The 17,910-nt window shown below is 72.1% G+C and carries 13 protein-coding genes; 4 read left to right on the top strand and 9 right to left on the bottom strand.

Going from position 1 to position 17,910, the window contains the following annotated elements; all coding sequences use genetic code 11:
• Positions 1 to 38: 38 nt before the first annotated feature.
• On the bottom strand, positions 39 to 1,349 hold the full coding sequence (locus ACGFNH_RS17725) for a haloacid dehalogenase-like hydrolase (RefSeq protein WP_393654655.1): 1,311 nt from the start codon (positions 1,347 to 1,349) through the stop codon (positions 39 to 41).
• A gap of 226 nt (positions 1,350 to 1,575) precedes the next feature.
• Here ACGFNH_RS17725 and ACGFNH_RS17720 point away from each other — a divergent pair, with 226 nt between their 5' ends.
• Together ACGFNH_RS17720 and ACGFNH_RS17715 are read left to right on the top strand one after the other, a co-directional pair.
• Complete coding sequence (locus ACGFNH_RS17720) at positions 1,576 to 2,829, top strand: serine hydrolase domain-containing protein (RefSeq protein WP_393654653.1); 1,254 nt, start codon at positions 1,576 to 1,578, stop codon at positions 2,827 to 2,829.
• A gap of 578 nt (positions 2,830 to 3,407) precedes the next feature.
• Complete coding sequence (locus ACGFNH_RS17715) at positions 3,408 to 4,193, top strand: SDR family NAD(P)-dependent oxidoreductase (RefSeq protein WP_393654651.1); 786 nt, start codon at positions 3,408 to 3,410, stop codon at positions 4,191 to 4,193.
• A gap of 21 nt (positions 4,194 to 4,214) precedes the next feature.
• On the opposite strand, the gene ACGFNH_RS17710 is transcribed toward ACGFNH_RS17715, so the two are convergent.
• Positions 4,215 to 4,670, bottom strand: a complete 456-nt coding sequence (locus ACGFNH_RS17710; protein WP_393654649.1) for a VOC family protein — start codon at positions 4,668 to 4,670, stop codon at positions 4,215 to 4,217.
• Between the two features lie 318 nt (positions 4,671 to 4,988).
• Here ACGFNH_RS17710 and ACGFNH_RS17705 point away from each other — a divergent pair, with 318 nt between their 5' ends.
• On the top strand, positions 4,989 to 6,536 hold the full coding sequence (locus tag ACGFNH_RS17705) for an MFS transporter (RefSeq protein WP_393654647.1): 1,548 nt from the start codon (positions 4,989 to 4,991) through the stop codon (positions 6,534 to 6,536).
• Positions 6,537 to 6,597: 61 nt separating this feature from the next.
• Here ACGFNH_RS17705 and ACGFNH_RS17700 read toward each other — a convergent pair whose 3' ends face one another.
• From ACGFNH_RS17700 to ACGFNH_RS17670, 7 genes are all read right to left on the bottom strand, one after another.
• Positions 6,598 to 6,894 (bottom strand): hypothetical protein, encoded by a 297-nt coding sequence (locus ACGFNH_RS17700; protein WP_393654645.1) that lies wholly within the window; start codon positions 6,892 to 6,894, stop codon positions 6,598 to 6,600.
• A 176-nt stretch (positions 6,895 to 7,070) separates the two neighbouring features.
• Positions 7,071 to 7,958, bottom strand: a complete 888-nt coding sequence (locus ACGFNH_RS17695) for a hypothetical protein (protein ID WP_393654643.1) — start codon at positions 7,956 to 7,958, stop codon at positions 7,071 to 7,073.
• Between the two features lie 164 nt (positions 7,959 to 8,122).
• Positions 8,123 to 9,319 (bottom strand): hypothetical protein, encoded by a 1,197-nt coding sequence (locus ACGFNH_RS17690; RefSeq protein WP_393654642.1) that lies wholly within the window; start codon positions 9,317 to 9,319, stop codon positions 8,123 to 8,125.
• 430 nt (positions 9,320 to 9,749) lie between these two features.
• Entirely contained in the window at positions 9,750 to 10,601 is an 852-nt protein-coding gene (locus tag ACGFNH_RS17685; protein WP_393654640.1) for an EamA family transporter, read from the bottom strand.
• A complete protein-coding gene (locus ACGFNH_RS17680) occupies positions 10,598 to 11,098 on the bottom strand; it encodes a YbaK/EbsC family protein (RefSeq protein WP_393654638.1) in 501 nt (166 codons plus the stop codon). Before ACGFNH_RS17680 ends, ACGFNH_RS17685 begins: the two co-directional genes overlap by 4 nt.
• Positions 11,099 to 11,271: 173 nt before the next feature.
• A complete protein-coding gene (locus tag ACGFNH_RS17675; RefSeq protein WP_393654636.1) occupies positions 11,272 to 12,942 on the bottom strand; it encodes a penicillin-binding transpeptidase domain-containing protein in 1,671 nt (556 codons plus the stop codon).
• A 383-nt stretch (positions 12,943 to 13,325) separates the two neighbouring features.
• Entirely contained in the window at positions 13,326 to 16,088 is a 2,763-nt protein-coding gene (locus ACGFNH_RS17670) for an ATP-binding protein (protein ID WP_393654634.1), read from the bottom strand.
• A 517-nt stretch (positions 16,089 to 16,605) separates the two neighbouring features.
• On the opposite strand from ACGFNH_RS17670, the gene ACGFNH_RS17665 reads away from it, so the two are divergent.
• Entirely contained in the window at positions 16,606 to 17,793 is a 1,188-nt protein-coding gene (locus ACGFNH_RS17665; protein WP_393654632.1) for a macrolide family glycosyltransferase, read from the top strand.
• Positions 17,794 to 17,910 lie beyond the last annotated feature (117 nt).

Below are 17,910 nucleotides of genomic sequence, written 5' to 3'. Positions count from 1 at the left end.
CGGTCCCCGGCGCACGCCGCCGTGCGCCGCTCACGGGGTCAGAAGACCCGGTCCTTCTGGTCGGGGACGACCGTTCCGTCGGCGCGGCGCATCGGGCCCGCCACGCCGTCGGTGTTCATGTAGCCCTCGGTCGCGCACGGGTAGGGCGTCTTCTGCCGCGGGTTGGGCTCGATGAACATCGGGTTGACCAGCCAGCGCCGGTCCGCGTTGTCGTACGCCCGGCACATCAGCTCGGTCTTGTTCCGGTTGATGGCAAGATGCCCGGCGGTGGCGTCGTCGACGAAGGTCACGTCGGTCTCCGCGTCGCCCGCACCGAACGCGATGCGGTGCGCCGGGTCCTGGAGGCGGAAGGCCTCGGCGCCGTCGATGCCGTAGACGACCTTGTTGAGCCAGCAGCGCTTGCCGTCCATGTAGGTCAGCACCTCTCCGCCGGTGTCGTCCTTCACATCGCCGCAGCCCTCGACGCCGTTGGTGAGCCGGCCGTCCTCGACGACGTTCCGTACGCCGATGACGCGGTTCCCGTCGATTCCGGCACCCGGGGTCCAGGCACGGACGATCGGCTCCGCGGACGCCGAGACGATCCAGACGTCGAACCCGGCCTTCTGCAACGTCCGGATGAGATCGCGCTGTTGGTCGTAGTAGCGGACGTACCCGGCCATGGTGTGGGTGCCGACCTTCTGCTCCGAGCCGACCGGCGCGGCAAGGGCCTCCGTACGCGCCTCGCGCGCGAAGGCCGTCAGGGCGGCGGGGCTGTGACCGGCGAAGAGCTGGGTGAGCCACACGTATCCGGGGACGGTGCGCCGGTGGTTCCACTCGCCGGCGAACGCCGCCTTGCCGCCCGAGGTCTCCTCCTCCAGGTAGACGTCGAGGATCTCGTCGGTGCAGTCGGTGTCGGTGGACGTCGGCAGCGGGCGGCCCGCGGGGACGGACGTGCCGCAGGCGCGGGTCAGGGCACGGTGCGCGTCGTCGGTCAGCCACTTGTTGGTGGACTTCCAGCTCCGCGGCTGAAGGACCTTGTCGTGCTTCAGCATCCAGGCGAGCGTGGCGTCGGAGACGTCGTTCTTGACGACGGTGTTGTCCCAGTCGAACGCCGCCACCGGCCGCTGTCCGTCGCGCTCCTCGCGCCCCTCACCGGAGCAGAGGCCCACTTCGTCGATCATGCGCTGGAGTTTTTCGCGGTTCTCGCCGTACCACTTCAGGCTCGTGCTCAGCCGTGGGCAGTCGCCGCGGGAGGCGCCCGGGGTGCTCTTCGCGGTGGCGGTTGCGGTGGCGGGGGCCGCGGTGAACGCGACGGCGCAGGCGACCGCCAGCCCCGTCATCCCCGTCGTGAGAGCCTGTCTGCGCACCATGTGACCTCCTGGCCGTGGGGGGTGGACACGTGCGCCGGGCGCGGGCACGGGTTCGGCCCGGCGCTGATCCGGGACCCTACAGGCGCTCGCCCTCCTACCGGCCCGTACGGGACGCGGCTCCGACCGCGTCCGGGCGGTGGCGCCGCCCCGCGTGCGCTGCCGCGATGGCCTCCAGGCACTATGGGAGGTTGTCGGTGCAACGAGTTTCAAGGGGGAGAGCGGACCCGTGGTGGACGTCCAGGGCAGGGTGGCCGACGGCTTCGAGCCGGTCCGGGACGCGTTCGTCCGCAACTTCGAGCAGCGCGGGGACCGCGGGGCGGCCGTCGCCGTGTACGCGGACGGGCACAAGGTCGTGGACCTGTGGGCGGGTTCGGCCGATGCCGATGCCGATGCCGATGCCGATGCCGACGCGGGCGCCGACGCCGCGTCCGTGTCCGGTGCGGACACCGGCACGACTCCGGAACCCTGGAACGAGAACACCGCCCAGGTCGTACGCTCCGCCACCAAGGGCGTCGCCGCCGCCGTACCCCTGATGCTGCACCAGCGCGGCCGGCTCGACCTCGACGCCCCCGTCCGCACGTACTGGCCCGAGTTCAAGGCGGCGGGCAAGGACCGGGTGCTCGTACGGCATCTGCTCACCCACCGCGCCGGCGTGCCCGTGCTCGACACCCCGCTCTCCCCGGCACGGGCCACCGACGCCGTCTCTGGGCCCGAGGCCGTGGCCGCGCAGGCGCCGGAGTGGGAGCCGGGCACCGCGCACGGTTACCACGCCCAGACCTACAGCTGGCTCCTCGGTGAAATCGTCCGCCGGGTCACCGGGCGGAGCATCGGCCGCTGGGTCGCCGAGGAGATCGCGGGGCCGCTCGGACTCGACCTCTGGCTCGGCCTTCCCGTGCGCGAGCAGGCGCGGACCGGCCGCCTGGCCGACGTCGAGGCGCCGCCGCGGCCCGTCTCCCACGGACTGCGCGTCCGTCCCAAGCGCACGGTCACCGACGCCTATCGCGACCCGTCCTCCCTCACGCGCCGTGCCTTCGGCGCCATCGACCCGCTTCCGGACGAGAACGATCCGGCCTACCGCGCCGCGGAACTGCCCGCGTCCAACGGTGTTGCCACGGCCCGCTCCCTGGCCCGGTTCTACGCCGCGCTGATCGGTCCGGACTCAAGCACCGGCCGTCGCCTCTTCGCCCCCGCGACCCTCACCCTCGCGCGGACCGAGGAGTCCGCGGGCCCGGACCGCGTCCTCGTCGTCAACACCCGCTTCGGGCTGGGCTACATGCTCCACGGGCCGGCCTGCCCGCTGCTGTCACCGGGCTCCTTCGGCCACCCGGGGCGCGGAGGCTCCCTGGCCTTCGCCGATCCGGAGTCGGGCACGGCCTTCGCCTACGTCACGAACGGCATGCAGAAAAACGTCACTGCGGACCCCCGGGCCCAGGCCCTGGTCCGGTCCGTCCACGACTGCCTCACGGCACAGGGGAGTTGAGCCGCCCCCGGCCGAACCCCCACCTGACGAGGTCGCGCCCCACCTGACGAGTCCGCGCCCCCTGGCCCTGGCCCTTCCCCTGCCCGTCTCTCCCGTCCGGCACGATGCTGCGTGCGGCCGGCGGTGACCGCCCGTCCTTCCCGGCCGACGGGCGGACCGGCGCTACGGTGCGGTGCGCGCGCAGGACATGCGGCCGGTGCGCGCAGGACATGCGGGGCGGTGCACGCGGGGTCTTCGCCTCCGGCGGCACGGCCCGTACGCTGCTGCCCTCCCGGCCCGGCCGCGTCCCGCGCGGCACCGGGGGGGGGGGGGGGGGGGGGGGGGGGGCCGGGGGGGGCGGGGGGGGGGGGGGGGGGGGGGGGGGGGCGCGGGCGGGGGGGGGGGGGCGGGGGGGGGCGGGGGGGCGGCGGGGGGCCCCCCCGCCCCCCCCGCCCCCGCCCCCGCCCCCCCCCCCCCCCCCCCCCCCCCCCCCCCCCCCCCCGCCCCCGCCGGGGGGGGGGGGGGGGGGGGGGGGGGGGAAACGGATGCGCGGCTCGGCTGCCGGGGTGCGCCACGGCGAGCGGAAAGGGGCGTGCCGGATGCGGCGATTCGAGGGGTACGGCGCGCTTGTCACCGGCGCCGGCCGGGGCATCGGCGAAGCGACCGCCCACCGGCTGGCCTCCGAAGGCGCCGGAGTCCTCGTCACCGACCTCGACGGCGGGCGGGCCGAACGATCGGCGGCCGGCATCCGAGAGGCCGGAGGCAGAGCGGAGGCACTCGCCTGCGACGTCGCCGACCGGAGCGCGGTCGAGGCCGCCGTCGCCCGCGCCGTGGCGTGCTTCGGCTCGCTCGACGTCCTGGTGAACAACGCCTTCTCCTGCACACCCGACGCATCCGCCTTCGAGGACGAGCCCGACGAGACCTGGTACCGGGACATCGACATCAGCCTCGGCGGCGCCTTCCGCTGTGCCCGCGCGGCGCTGCCCCACCTGGCCGCGGCGCCGGACGGCCGGGGCGCGATCGTGAGCATCGGCTCGGTCAACGGCGAACAGGACTTCGGCAATCACGCCTACAGCGCCGCCAAGGCGGGACTCGGCTCCCTCACCCGTACGCTCGCCGTCCACGCCGCACCACGCGGCGTACGCGTCAACCTCGTCGTCCCCGGTACCGTCCGTACGCCCGGCTGGGACGACCGGCCGGAGGCGCTGGAGCGCGCAGCCGCCCACTACCCCCTCGGGCGCGTGGGCCGCCCGGACGACATCGCGGCCGCGGTCGCCTTCCTCGCCTCGCGCGACGCCGCCTGGATCACCGGCACGACGCTCCCGGTCGACGGCGGCCTGCTCATCAGCAACCTCGGCCTGCGCACCGCTCTGCGGGGCGACTGAAGCGCACGGCGACGCGGGCGGCTACGCGACGCAGAACTCGTTCCCCTCCGGGTCCCGCATCACCACCGCGTAGTGGTCCACGCCCGGACACCCGAGGATCTTCTGCCGAGCGGCGCCCGCCGCCACCAGGCGGTCCACCTCGGCGTCGACCCGCTGCCGCCGGATCTCCACGGGGACCGTGCGGCCGCCGCTCACCTTCAGATCCAGATGGACACGGTTCTTGACGACCTTGCCCTCCGCCACCGGCTGGAACCACAGGCGCGGTCCCACCCCGTCCGGGTCGACGACGGAGTCCGGACCGTCGTCGCCCTCGTCCCCCAACTCCTCCTCCGGAACGCCCATGTCGAGCCAGTACGCCCGCCAGCTCCCGAACCCGCCGGGCGGAGGCTCGGCCTCGTACCCCAGGGCCTCGGCCCAGAAGCGCACCAGCCGTGCCGGTTCGGCGCAGTCGATCGTCACCTGGAGCGTCGTCGCCATGCTTCCTCCCGTGTCTCCGCGAGCCCGCGCCCGCGTGTCTCCGCGAGCCCGCGCCCGCGAGTCCCCGCGCCCGCGAGTCCCCGCGCCTGGGCGCCCACCACCCGGCGTACCACCGCATCCGCAGTCTGGACCCGGCCACTGACAGCCCCTCCTCACCGGCTCCGGGCCCGCCTCCGCCCCTCGCGCCACACCCGTACGTCACCCGCGCGGCGGCGGCCGGGTGTCACTGGCGCCGCGGCGCGGGACATTGAGGTGCGAAGCGGACCGTGACCGGCAGGGGACGCGGGCCCCGATCGGACGCCGAGGGGGTGTGCAGGCGTGGGCGACCTCGGGGCACTGACCTCGCGGCAGCGCATGGTGATGGCGGCCACCATCACGGCCAGCGCCCTGCTCTTCTCCAGCCTGACGAGCATCAGCGTCGCCCTCCCCGTCATCCAGCGGGAGCTGGGCATCAGCAGCTCGGCCCTGCACTGGGTGATCGTCGCCGCTCTGCTCCCGCTGTGCGCGCTGGCCGTGGTCAGCGGCAGGATCGGCGACGTGCTCGGGCGCCGCCGCGTCTTCCTGGCGGGCATGGTCTGCTTCGGTGCCGGTTCGGTGCTGTGCGCGGCCGCACCGAACGCAGTAATGCTGGTGGCGGCGCGCGGCGTCCAGGGCGTGGGCATCGCCTTCGCCGTCCCCCTGGCCCTGGCCAACCTCACCGGCGCGCTGCCCGAGCACCGGCAGGGCTGGGCGATCGGTGTGCTGACCGCCGTCACCACGGGCGTATCGATCGCCGTGCCGCTCGCCGTTGCGGTGCTGGTGCACTTCGTCAGCTGGCGCTGGCTGTTCGTGGCCTGCGTTCCCGCCACGGCCTACGTCTTCCTGGCGGCCCGCCGCCACATCGCCGAGTCCCCACGGGCCTCCGGAGCCTCGATGGACGTCCGCGGGTGCCTGTTGATCGCCTCCGGCCTGACCCTGCTCGTCTTCGCCTTCGAGCGCTCCTCGGACTGGGGCTTCGCCGATCCCCACACCCTTGTGCCGCTGGGCGCGGGCCTGCTGCTGCTCCTCGTCTTCGCCCGCGTGGAGCGGAGGGCCGCCGACCCGCTCCTCGATCTGCGGCCGCTGGGACGCCCCGGGGTCTCCGTACCGCTGACCGCCCTCGCCTTCGCCCAGTGCGCCGTCCTCGTGGTCACCGTCTACGTGACCCTGTACCTCCAGCAGGTCCTCGACCTCGGCACCGTCGAGACCGGCCTGCTCATGCTCCCCACGAGCGTGGGGTCCGTCCTGCTCGGCCCGGTCGTGGGGCGGCTGACCGACCGCGGCGCGGGCCACCACCTCATCCTCGGCGGCATGGCGCTGCTGACCGCTGCGCTGCTGTGGCTCGCCGTGGGAGTGGCGCACCGGCACGGAGCCCTGCTGGTGCCCGCCCTCCTCCTGCTCGGCCTCGCCGTTCCCCTGGTCTATCCGTCGGCCGGAACGCTGAGCCTGGGCGCGCTGCCGGCCTCGGCGCGCGGCGTGGCCGCGAGCCTCCAGGTCGAGGCGCGCCAGATCGGCGCGACCATGGGACTCGCCCTGATGAGCGCCCTGTTCACGGACGTGGAGTGGAACGAGCGGAACGCCCGGCTGGCCGACCCGGGGGAGCAGTTCACCGCCGACGAGCAGGACAAGCTCGACATCGTCCTCACCGAGGCGGAGAAGGGCAAGGCCGCGCTGGCCCGCCTCCCGCCCGTCGAGCGCCGTCACGTCCACGACGCGGCCGACGCCGCCTTCTCCACGGCGCTGACCACCACGCTGCTGACGGCGGGCGGGCTGCTGTTCCTGGGCGTACTGCTCGCCCTGGGCGCCTTCCACCTACCGCGCCGCCGGAACCGGAAGCCGGGCGCGTAGAGCACGGCCGGATCCGGGATCGCGGATCGGGAACGGCGGATCAGCGGAAGGGAACGGCGGATCAGCGTACGGGGACGGCGAGTTCGCGGCCGCGGTAGAACGCCTCCCGCTCCTCCACCACGTACGGAGCCATCGCCTCGCGCCGCTGCGCCTCCCCTTCGGAGGAGCGCCATGCGTCGCACGACTCCCGGGAGTCCCAGAACGACACCCCGATGATCTCCAGACCGTCCTCGGACCAGTAAGCGTACGCGTGCCGCAATCCCTCGGGATACGGGGCGGGACGCCAGGACCGCTCGAAGTCCTCCAGCATCCCCGGCTTGATGCGGCGCGTGGTCATCCAGACGAAGTGATCTTCCATCACGGCCTCCTCCGAGGCGTTCGCCCGCGCGTAAGGGCGCTTCTGTGACCACCGTAGGGTCGCGGCGCCGGTTCCGCCTCGCGAGTGGCCGGAACTCCGCGCCGGGCATGCCGCGGCGCCGGTGACTGTGGTCACCGGCGCCGCGGGCGTCGTGGTGTGGCGGTTGGTGCGCGGGTTCAGCGGCCCTGGGTGAAGGAGCGGTCCTGGGTGGCGCACTGGGTCTTGCGCTTGATCTGGCCGAGGGGGAGGTCGATGCCGGTGCCCGGGTGGCCGCAGGTCTGGTTCTGCCGGCCGTTCTGACCGGTGTTGGTCTCGGGTCCGACGACCTGTCCGGCGTCGGCCGAGGCCGCGCCGCGGTAGGTGTTCGCGGAGCCCTTCTTCTGGGACTTGTCGGCCGCGATGCACGTGGTGTGCTTGCGGATGGTGCCCAGGATGTTGATCGTCGCCGTGTCCGAGGCGTTGCCGCAGCGGAGGTTCTGCTTGCCGCTCTGCGCGGTGTTGACCTGCTGCCCGAGCGAGGTACCGCCCAGTGCCTTCGCGCCGGCGGCGTGGTCACCTTGACCGCCGTTCCTGATCCCGCGCTTCTTGCCCGGGTCGACGGCCAGGCACGTGGTCTCCTGGTTGATGGTGCCCAGGAAGTTGATGGTGAGCAGGTCCGCGGAGTTGCCGCAGTTGAGGTTCTGCTTGCCGGACTGGGCCGTGTTGACCTGGGGACCGACGGTGGTGCCGCCGACGGCCTTGGCGCCGCCGCCGAAGCGGCCGGTGTGGTGCCGGGTGCGGCCGTCGGTGTCGACGCAGTTCTTCACACGGTTCTTGGTCTCGGCGATGTTGATGCGCACCAGCCGGGCCGAGTTGCCGCAGTTGAGGTTCTGCTCACCCACCTGATCCAGGTTCTCCTGGCCGCTGAACGGGCTGCCGTCCAGAACATCGGCGAATGCCTGGCCGCTGCCGACCGAGACCAGGGCCCCAGTGGTGAGCACAGCCGCGGCCACCCGGCGGATCTGCAGCATGGTCGCCTTCGGTGACGCGTGCCGTCCCTGCCCCATCGTGGTGTCTCCTGTCATCGCTTCGAACCCGGCCCCGCGTCCGCCTCCGGCGCGGCCACCGCGATCCATAACTCCCGAATTACCGGGAAAGTAACGGTATTGAAGGTCTTTGAACCGTCTCCGCCCGGACAGTCCGGGCGGAGACGAGAGGACGGGGCCATCCGAGAGGTGACCCCGTCGACTCACTTGTGGAACCGGCCGAGCTTCTTCGAGTCGTCGACCGCCACGCACTGCGTCGTGTTGCTGGCGCCGGAGAGCGTCAGCGAAGTGTCGTTCGCGTTCGCGCAGTTGAGGTTCTGCCGACCCTCCTGCGCCACGTTCTGCTGGTAGACGTCGAGCGCGGAGGAGCTGCCGTCCGCCTCCGCGCCGCCGCTGAACTCCGCGGTGCCCAGGCTGCCGGAGCGGTCCAGAGCCGTGCACTCGGCCTTGCCGCGGCCACCGGTCAGGGTGACCTCCGTGCCGTTGGTGTTGGCGCAGTTGCTGTTCTGCCGGCCTTCCTGCGCCACGTTCTGCTCGCTGACGGACTCCAGCGACGAACCACCGTCGGCCTCGGCGCCCTTGCCCTTCACGAAGGTCTTGCGATTGAACGAGCCGTCGATGTGCTTGCAACGGCCCTCCAGACGGCCGCCGGTGACATCGAGGAGGCTCTCGTTGGGGTTGGCGCAGTTGGTGTTCTGCCGGCCTTCCTGCCCCACGTTCTGCTGGCCAACGGTAGCGGCCGCGCTGCCGCCGTCGACCTGCGCGCCGCCGCCCTTGACGACGGCCTTGTCGTTGAACGAGCCGTCCTTGTTGCCGCAGAAGCCCTCCAGCCGGCCACCGGACACGAAGAGCGCCGTCGCGTTGGGGTCGGCACAGTTGGTGTTCTGCCGGCCTTCCTGCGCCGTGTTCTGCTGGGTCGTACTGGCAACCGAGGAGCCGCCGTTGGTCTCGACGCCGCCGCCCTCGTACCGCGTGAACCGGTTGAACGAGTCGTCCCTGTCGGCGCACCGCCCGGTGGCACTACCGCCGGTCAGCTCGATGAACGTGAGGTTGGCGTTGCCGCAGTTGTTGTTCTGGCGGCCCCGCTGGGCGGTGTTCTGCTGACCCGTGCCGAGCTCGGAGCTCCCGCCGTTGGCGTCGGCGCTGCCGTTCTTGACGATCGCGCCGTAGTTGAAGGAGCCGTCGCCGGTCGTGCAGTTTCCGGCCAGCCTGCCGCCCGACGCACTGACGAGTTGCTCGAAGGAGTTCGGGTGCGCGCAGCTGTTGTTCTGCCGGCTCTCCTGCGCCGTGTCCTGCTGGATCACGGAGCCCAGAGTGGCCGAGCCGCCCCGGGCGTTGGCACCGGGACTGTCGGCGAGAGCCACCGTCGAACCCAGGCTCGCCAGCCCGCCCAAGGCCATGGCCACCACTGAAGTGGCCGTTGTGACCTTACGTCCTCGCATCATTCCTCCTGGTCGTTCGGGCGGACACGAGTTGCCCAACGGGACCTGTGCCGGGCCGGACATGGTGTTGAGCCGTTCATGCCCCGGACGGCCTAGCCACGGAGTTGACGCCCGCCGGACCCGGCCCCCCCCGCGGTCCACCCCACGAGCGACGGCTCGCACGCGCGACGCCCCGGACAGGTCCGGGACGGGGCCGGTGCGGCCGGGTGCCTGGAGGAGCGCACCGGGCACGCGGCCACCGTCCTTCAGGGGCGGTCGCCGCGGACGCGGCCCGGAACACCGCTGGTCGCACACCGGCCCCGCCCGGGCGGGCACGGCGGCGCTCCGCAGGCACCGGTACGAACCTCGCGGGATGGACGCCCCGCCCGTTACACCGCCGCGGGCGGGCTCAACTCGTGTGCAGCATCAGGCCGATGCCCAGGACCATCAGCCCCGCCGCGGCGATGCGCGGTCCGCCGAAGCGCTCCTTGAAGAAGATCGCCCCGATCGCCGCGCCCACGATGATGGAGGACTCGCGCAGCGCGGCTATCGGCGCCAGCGCGGCACGGGTCTGGGCCCACAGGACGAGGCTGTACGCGACCAGGGACAGGACGCCGCCGAGCAGGCCGTGCGCGGCTACCGGGCGGAGCTGTGCAAGGAGTTGGGCACCGCGCGTGGCCAGCGCGTACGCCGGGATGACCAGGCCCTGGAGCGCCACGAGCCACGCCGTGTAGCCGAGGGCCGTGCCGGAGGAGCGGACGCCGATGCCGTCGACCACCGTGTACGAGGCGATGGCCAGCCCCGTGGCGAGGGCTGCCGTCAGCGCCGGCCACTGCGGCCGCGTGCCCCGCCCGCGGATGCCCCACAGGGCGACGCCGACCAGCCCCGCCGAGGCGACGGCCACCCCCGCCGACGCCCATCCGTCCGGCACCTCGTCGATGAACGCGGCGGCCAGGACCGTCACGACCAGGGGTGCCGTGCCCCGCGCGATCGGGTACATCTGGCCGAAATCGCCCAGGCTGAACGACCGCATGAGCAGCGCCTGGTAGGCCACGTGCAGCACGACGGAGGCCGCCAGCCACGGCCAGGCCGCGGCCTGCGGGAGCGGCACGAACACGGCCACCGCAAGACCGCACACCCCCGCCGCCGTGCCGATCAGCGTGAAGGCGACCAGCTGGTCCTTGATGTGGTGGGCCAGCGCGTTCCAGGTCGCGTGGGTGATCGCGGCCAGCAGCACGGCCGCCGCGACGACCGGCGTCACGCGGCGCGCTCGCGGACGTCCGCCAGGGTTCCTCCCGCGTGGCGCACCAGCGCCTCTGGGCCGATCGCGAAGACGGTGTGCGGGGTGCCCGCGGCTGCCCAGACCACCTCGTGCGCGAGCAGCCCGCGGTCCACGAGCACGCGCGTACGCGTGCGGTGCCCGAAGGGCGGTACGCCGCCGATCGCGTAGCCCGTCGTCTCCCGTACGAGAGAGGCGTTCGCGCGGCGGACCTCGGAGGCGCCGAGCACGGCCCGTACGCGCTCGGTGTCCACCCGGGACGCGCCGTCCATCAGGACCAGCACGGGCTGCCCGTCGGCCTCGAAGATCAGCGACTTGACGATCTGGCTCAGCTCGCAGCCGATGGCCGCCGCCGCGTCCACGGCCGTACGCGCCGCGTCGGGGAAACGCCGCACCTCGACGTCGAGGCTCAGCTCGCGCAGCGCCGCCGCGAATTGCGGGTGGGCCGCGCCGTGCGGAGGTTCAGGGGGTGTTGCCATGGGGCCGACGCTAGCGGTACGTGCAGCGGCCACGCGAGTGTGATTCCGCCCGCACGGACAGGAGTGAGAGCCCCCGCGGACGGTCGGCAGACGGATGGACGGGGAGGACGACGAAGGGCGCCGGAAGATCTCCCGGCACCCTCCGTACAGCGACTCCGTGGCTCCGCGCTGGCTCAGCCGCCCTGTCGCAGAAGCTGCGCCACGAGCGGTCCCGCCGACGAACCGCCGTGACCGCCGCCGGGCACGACCGCCGAGGCGGCCAGGTCCCCGCGGTACGCCGTGAACCAGCCGTTCGCCTCCTTCTGGCCGTCGACCTCGGCCGAGCCCGTCTTCGCGCCGATGTCCCCGCCCATGCCGGACATGGCCTCCGCCGCCGTGCCGGCCGTCGCGGTGAGCCGCATCAGGCTGCGCAGCTGGTCCGCCGCGGCGGGCGAGAGGGAGCGGGCGGCCTTGGCCACCTGCCGGTCGTCGACCGAGGGCGCCACGATGAAGGGCTGGTGGAAGTTGCCGGTGCGCACGGTGGCGGCGACCGACGCCATGTTCAGCGGGTTCATCCGGACGCCGCCCTGCCCGATGAGGGAGGCCGCCATCTGCGCCTGGCTCTGCACCGGCACCGAGCCGTCGAACGTCGGCACGCCCGTCTGCCAGTTGAGGCCGATGCCGAAGACCTCGCGGGCCTGCCGCGGGAGGTCGCCGTCGTCGAGCTTCTTGGCCTGGGTGATGAAGGCGGTGTTGCAGGAGCGGGCGAAGCTCTGCGCGAACGTCCCGTTCCTGATCTCGAACTTGTCGTCGTTCTGGAACTTCCAGCCGCCGTACGTCGAGTACTTGGGGCACGGGTGCGGCTTGTCGTAGCCCGCGAGGCCCTTCTCCAGGAGCAGCGACGAGGTGATGACCTTCATGGTCGAGCCCGGCGCGTACGAGCCCTGGAAGGCGGTGTTGAAGCCCGACGCGGGCGAGTTGGCCACGGCCAGGATCTCGCCCGTGCTCGCCTTGAGGGCGACCATCGCCGCCTTGCCGTGCTTGCTCACGGCCTGCTCGGCCGCTGTCTGCAGGCCGGAGTCGAGGGTCGTACGCAGCGTGCCGGGCGTGCCCTTGGAGAGCACCTTCAGCGTCTCGTCGGGGCGCTTCCCGCCGGCCTCCGCGCCCGACTGCCCCTTCCCCTTCGCGCGCGCGATCCACAGCTCGACGCCCGGCTTCCCGCCGGCCTTGTCGCCGTAGCGCTCGCGCAGAGCGCCGAGCACGCTGTGCAGCCCCGGGTGCTCCTTCTCCTTGAGTTCGGCGCCCTCGCGGTCGACCGCCTTGATGGGCGGGGCGTCGGCCTCGCCGGTCCTGAGGGTGTCGCCCGTGCGCAGTTGGGGGTGGACGACGGAGGGCTTCCAGTCCACGACCGCCCGGCCGGTGGTCTTCTGGCGGGTCACGGTGAGCTCGGAGTCATAGGTCCACGTGGCCTTCCGGCCGCCGTACGAGATCACCGCGCTGACGTCGAACGGCACGCTCCGGCCCGTGGCCGCGCGCGGTTCGAGCTCGACCTGCACGATGTGCGCGTCCTTGCGGTAGCCGGTCAGCGCGGTCTTCGCGTCACCCCGGCCGTCGGTGAGCGCGGCCGCCCCGGAGGCGTTGCCGCTCTGCCATGCGTCGAGGAACTCCCGTGCCGTGGTGCGCACCTCGGCCGCGCTCGGGGGACCCGTCTTGATGGCGGGCTTGTCACCCACGGCGCTGAGGTCCAGCGGACCGCCCGAGGAATCGTCGTCGCTCCCCGTCAGGGCGTACGCCCCGAATCCCGCGGCCCCCACCATTGCGGCGAATACACCGCCGATGACGGCGGCCTTCGCGCCACTGCGCATGACAGAACCCCCACAGTTCCTGTGACCCTCGGATGCGGGGTTCCTTAATCAGATGATTAAGGGCCCCGGCGCGGCGAACTCTACGTCATCAAGGCGACATCACACCCAGGTGTCGAGCCCTATGCGATCCCGCCACGACTCGATGGGAAGGCCCCGGCCTGTGCGGATGGCCGGAAGGGCATGACGTCTGTGCGACGACGCGTGGGGGGCCCGGCCATGGTAGCCGCCTCCGCCGGGCCGGATCGGGCTGCTGGGCCGAGCGCCGGCCGCGGATCGTCAGGCATCGACGCCATGAAGCCCTGTCGAGACGGCCTTTCCGGGGACAGCACTCACCGGTCGGGCATCAGGCGCATGCGCAGGCCCACAGGGCGTACCGGCAGCCCTTACGCGGTGGCCACCCCGTGGTGCGCGGTGGCTTCTCGCCGAGGCGGGCGCATCGTGCCGGTGCGGCTCTTTTCCTCGATCACGTCACGGAGTTGGGAGCGGGCGGTGACACCGAGCTTGGGGAAGGACCGGTACAGATGCGAGCCGACGGTCCGCGGCGAAAGATGCAGCCGCTCACCGATCTGACGATTGGTCAACCCGGAAGCGGCCAGGTGCACGATCTGCTCCTGCTGCGGCGTCAGCCCCGTGAGCCCGTCCGAGGCGTCAACGGCCTCGCGGACCCCGGCGGCGCGCAGCTCGCCCAGCGTGCGCGTCGTCCACGGCTCGGCACCGAGCCGGCGGAAGGTTTCCAGGGCCGCGGTCAACAAGGGCCGGGCCGAGCTGGAGCGGAGCTGTCGGCGCAGCCACTCCCCGTATTCGAGTTGTGCCTGCGCGTGGGCGAACGGCCGGTCCTGGGCGGACGGTACGGCCAGCGCGGCGCGGAAGTGCCTCTCGGCTTCCCCGGCGTCCGCCAGCAGCGCCCTGGCCCGGAGGAGCAGTGCCCGCTGCCGCGGTGAGGAATTCTGGAGGCGGCCGGCGGTCCGCTCCACGAGAACGGATGCGCTGTCCTGCCGGCCGACGCGCACCGCCGCCGCAGCCAGGTCGGCCAGACCGTAGTGGGAGACGTGGTAATGGATCTCGCCGCCGTCGGCCGTGAACATCATGCGGAAGTGTGCGAACGCGGCCTCGTGGTCGCCATCGGCCGCAGCTGCCATGCCCATCGCCCAACGCGCCCGCACGATCACGAACCCGTTCTCGTCCGACGCCACGGAATCCAGCGCTTTCATGGCCGACGCACGCGATGCCGTGGAGTTGCCCCGCAGCGCCAGAATCGCCGCGTCGAGGGCGTGCGGAGCGGCGGCCTCGTAGGGCGGATCACTCTCGGCGGCTGCGCGCCTGGAGGCAGCGGCGACAGCCCTTGCCTTCGCCCACTGGCCGTATTCCAGGTACGTCCACCCCTCCACGCAGCGAAGGCCGTCGGGTAGCGCCGCCGGCGCGAGTACCGGACTGCTCGCCTCGTCGAACAGGCCGACCGCCAGGCCGGTCTCGTCGAGCAGCCATGCCAGCGTGGCCGTTGCCGCCAGGAACCCGGGCTCGTGCGCCTCGTCGGCCAGCAGCGCATGGAGGTCGCCGAGCAGCGCCGCCCGGTCCTCCGACGGATCAGCCGCGGTGCGGATCCACAGCGCGCACAGCCCGGCGCGGTGATGCCCGTGCTTCTCGATCACGGAGGAGAACACCCGCCGCAACTCGTCCCGTTGGGCGGTGCCGCCGCAGTAGTAGCAGACCAGCGCTGCAGTGGCGAGAGCTTCCAGCGCCTGCTGCGGGCTGTGCGGTACCAGCTCCTTCGCGGTCCGCAGCAGCAGCGGGTACGCAGTGGACCGTCGCGGGGTCAGGGCGAGGGCCTGCCCCCTGCGCAGCGCGGCGTGTGCCAGCAGTGCCGGGTCATCCGTGAGTGCCTGCACCTCGGAGGTCAGCTCCTCGACACAGCTCACCTGGCCCGTGAGAGCTGCCATCGCGGCGGCGAGAGTGCAGCGACGAGCGCGGGTCCGGTCGTCCGGGCTGAGTTCCGCGGCACGCCGGAAGGCCTGTGCCGCCGAACTGAACGCCCCTCGTCGGCGGGTCTCTTCGGCCGCGCCTTCCAGTTCACGAGCCACGGCTTCGTCGGGGCCGGAGCCGGCTGCGGCCAGGTGCCAGGCACGCCGCTCGGGTACGTCGCGCAGAGCCTCGGCCCACGACCGGTGCGCCTCGCGGCGTTCCGCCGGTGCGGCGGCGTGGTAGACGGCCGAGCGGATCAGAGGGTGACAGAAGCGAACGTTCCCGTCGCGGACACGTATGAGTCCGGCCCGCTCGGCCGGGAACCACACCTCGGGGGGCACCCCTTCCACGGCGGCCACATCGGTCGCCGCCAGCAGGAGCGCACTGCGGGTCCGTTCGTGCAGCGCGTGCAACTTGATCGCGAAGCTCTGCTCCAGCCTGTCGGTGAGCGGCAAAGGCGCCCCCGGCGTGTACGGCAGGTCCGCACCGGCGAACTCGATCAATGCCAGGGGGTTGCCGGCCGCCTCGTCGAGGATGCGCATACGCCGCTGCCCCGTGGGCCGGCGGGGCTGGATGTCCAGCAAGCGGCCCGCGGCGACCGGGCCCAGCGGACCCAACGGCAGGACCGGGAGGTTCCGGGCGAAAGGAGGGAGCGGAACACCGCTGCGGAGGACGACGAGGAGGGTGATCCTCTCTCCTTGGAGCCTCCTGGCGACGAACGACAGCACTTCCAACGAGTCCTGGTCGATCCACTGCGCATCATCCACCACGATCAGCACCGGGTGATCATCAGCGAGTTCCGACAGCAGGGTGAGAACCGCGATGCGCAGGATCAGCCGATCGGACATCGCCGGACCGTCGGTCATTCCGAAGGCACCCAGAATCGCGTCCCGTTGCCGTTCGGGGAGCCGCCGCACGTCGGCCAGCACCGGCCTCAGAATCTGGTGCAGTCCTGCGAAGGCCAGCTCGGATTCGTTCTCGCCGCCCTCTGCCCGAAGGACCCGAGTGCCCATGTCGTCGATCCGGGCCACTTCACTGTCGATGAGTGCGCTCTTGCCGACGCCCGGCTCGCCGGTGATCACCAGGACCCGCCCGTCACCGTCCGGGGCCTGGAGGAAGCTCCTCAGACCGGCAGCCTCCATCGTGCGGCCCAGGAGCGTTCCGCCGGACAACGATAGAGCGGTCACCGTGCCTCCGTGAGCGAAGAGATCTCCTCAGGTGCGGCGCCGCTCAAGCTACACCGGCCCCTGGCGTTCACCTGCCCTCCACCGGACTCACTGAGGTTTTCCCTCGACTTGCGCGCGGTCATTCCCGCGGCCGTCCCGGGGCGCTGGCGCGGGACCGGCACACCCGTCCCGGCCGACCGACTGCATCGGCCGAAGTGACGTCATGACGAGAGTGCAGTCACATGACGGACTCGCGAGCCCGCTTCGCCGCAGCACAATCCGTGGCACGTGACCGGGCTTTCGGTCGTACGCGCCATTTGTTCACGCGACCTGCCTCCTCAAGACGTTCGCGGAGACGGCTTCGTGGAGGCGGTTTCGCCGAAGCGGTTCCGCGGAGGCGAATTCGAGCAATGGCGTGCGCGGTGGTCACCGCATCATCCGCGCTGATTCTTTCGTACAGCGAGGCCTGGGCATTCCGCTGTACGCGCCGTCCGCTTCCTGGCTCAGAAGAATTCGCCACCCGGCAGGAGGATTCGACATGTCGAACCACATCCTTATGCTCAACATTCCGGCCTGGGGCCATATGCGGCCCGCCCTGGCGGTCACGGAGGAGTTGGTTCGCAGGGGGCATCGCGTGAGTTTTCTCGCGCCGAAGGGTTTCGAGACAGCGATCCGAGCGGCAGGCGCAACCGCTGTGCCCTACGAGAGCACGCTGGGGCAAGCCCTTGCGCCTGGCCAAGGGATACCCGACCAGGATGGGAACATGCGCCTGGCGATCTCGTTCATGAGGGAGAGCGTCGAGGTGATGCCGCAGGTCGAGCGGCTCTTCGTCGATGACATTCCGGACCTCGTCATGTATGACATAGCGGTCGGGGCGGCCGGGCGGGCTCTGGGCGCGCGATGGGGGCGGCCTGCGGTGCAGTCCACCCCCTCCATGGCATCCAATGAACACTACTCCCACATCCATGAGGTGTTCAGGTTCTCCGGAGTCCCCGCCGACCACCCGGGATTTGCCGAAATCTTCACCTGGGCCAGGAACTTCCCCATGGAGCTGACCCCTGCGGGACCGACTCCGGAGAGGAGTGTCGTCTACATCCCGCGTGAGTTCCAGACAGCCGGCGACACCTTCGGCGAGGAAGCCGTTTTCGTGGGACACAGCTTCCCGACGGAGCAGATATCGGAATGGTCGCCCCCGTCCGATGGCGGCCTGCCGCTGGTCATCGTCTCGATGGGTACCCTGCACAACGGCGAGGCGGAATTCTTCCGGACATGTGTCGAGGCTTTCCGTGACCGGCCCTGGCGCGTGGTCATCACCCTGGGCCGCTCCACGGACATGGCGTTTCCGGAGAAACTGCCGCCCAACGTGGAAATCCATTCGTGGATCCCTCAGCTCGCGGCGCTGGAGGAGGCCACCGCGTTCGTGACCGCCACGGGCCTCGGCAGCCTCATGAGTGCGCTGCTCGCCGGGACGCCACCGGTGATGATTCCGTCCGTTGCCGAGAATGTGGTGCTCGCGCGGCGCGCGGCCGTACTGGGACTGGGGACGCTCCTCACACCGGAGGTGACCGCGGATGAACTCTTCAAGGCAGTGTGCTCCCTCGCGGAAGACGAGGCGACACGGCGGAGAGTTCGGCGGATGAGTGCCTCGATGACGCGGTCCGGGGGCGCCCCGCGGGCGGCAGACGCCCTGGAGAAGTGGCTGTGTACTGCCCCATCGGCTCGGTGATCCATGCCCCACGGCAACTGCCCGGGGCGGGGGGGCGGGGCGGGGGGGGGGGGGGGGCCCCCCCCCGGGGGGGGGGGGCCCCCCGGGGCCCCCGGGTGGGGCCCCCCGCGCGCCCCC

Source organism: Streptomyces sp. NPDC048639, from assembly GCF_043199075.1.
Classification (GTDB): Bacteria; Actinomycetota; Actinomycetes; order Streptomycetales; family Streptomycetaceae; genus Streptomyces.
Note: the sequence above shows the minus strand (reverse complement) of the source record. Positions and strands in the feature narration are given on the sequence as shown.

Coding starts and splice junctions, on each gene's coding strand:
- ACGFNH_RS17690 (WP_393654642.1), bottom strand. CDS start 9,319: ATGGCCTTGGGCGGGCTGGCGAGCCTGGGTTCGACGGTGGCTCTCGCC.
- ACGFNH_RS17695 (WP_393654643.1), bottom strand. CDS start 7,958: ATGACAGGAGACACCACGATGGGGCAGGGACGGCACGCGTCACCGAAG.
- ACGFNH_RS17710 (WP_393654649.1), bottom strand. CDS start 4,670: ATGGCGACGACGCTCCAGGTGACGATCGACTGCGCCGAACCGGCACGG.
- ACGFNH_RS17715 (WP_393654651.1), top strand. CDS start 3,408: ATGCGGCGATTCGAGGGGTACGGCGCGCTTGTCACCGGCGCCGGCCGG.
- ACGFNH_RS17725 (WP_393654655.1), bottom strand. CDS start 1,349: ATGGTGCGCAGACAGGCTCTCACGACGGGGATGACGGGGCTGGCGGTC.
- ACGFNH_RS17665 (WP_393654632.1), top strand. CDS start 16,606: ATGTCGAACCACATCCTTATGCTCAACATTCCGGCCTGGGGCCATATG.
- ACGFNH_RS17680 (WP_393654638.1), bottom strand. CDS start 11,098: ATGGCAACACCCCCTGAACCTCCGCACGGCGCGGCCCACCCGCAATTC.
- ACGFNH_RS17675 (WP_393654636.1), bottom strand. CDS start 12,942: ATGCGCAGTGGCGCGAAGGCCGCCGTCATCGGCGGTGTATTCGCCGCA.
- ACGFNH_RS17700 (WP_393654645.1), bottom strand. CDS start 6,894: ATGGAAGATCACTTCGTCTGGATGACCACGCGCCGCATCAAGCCGGGG.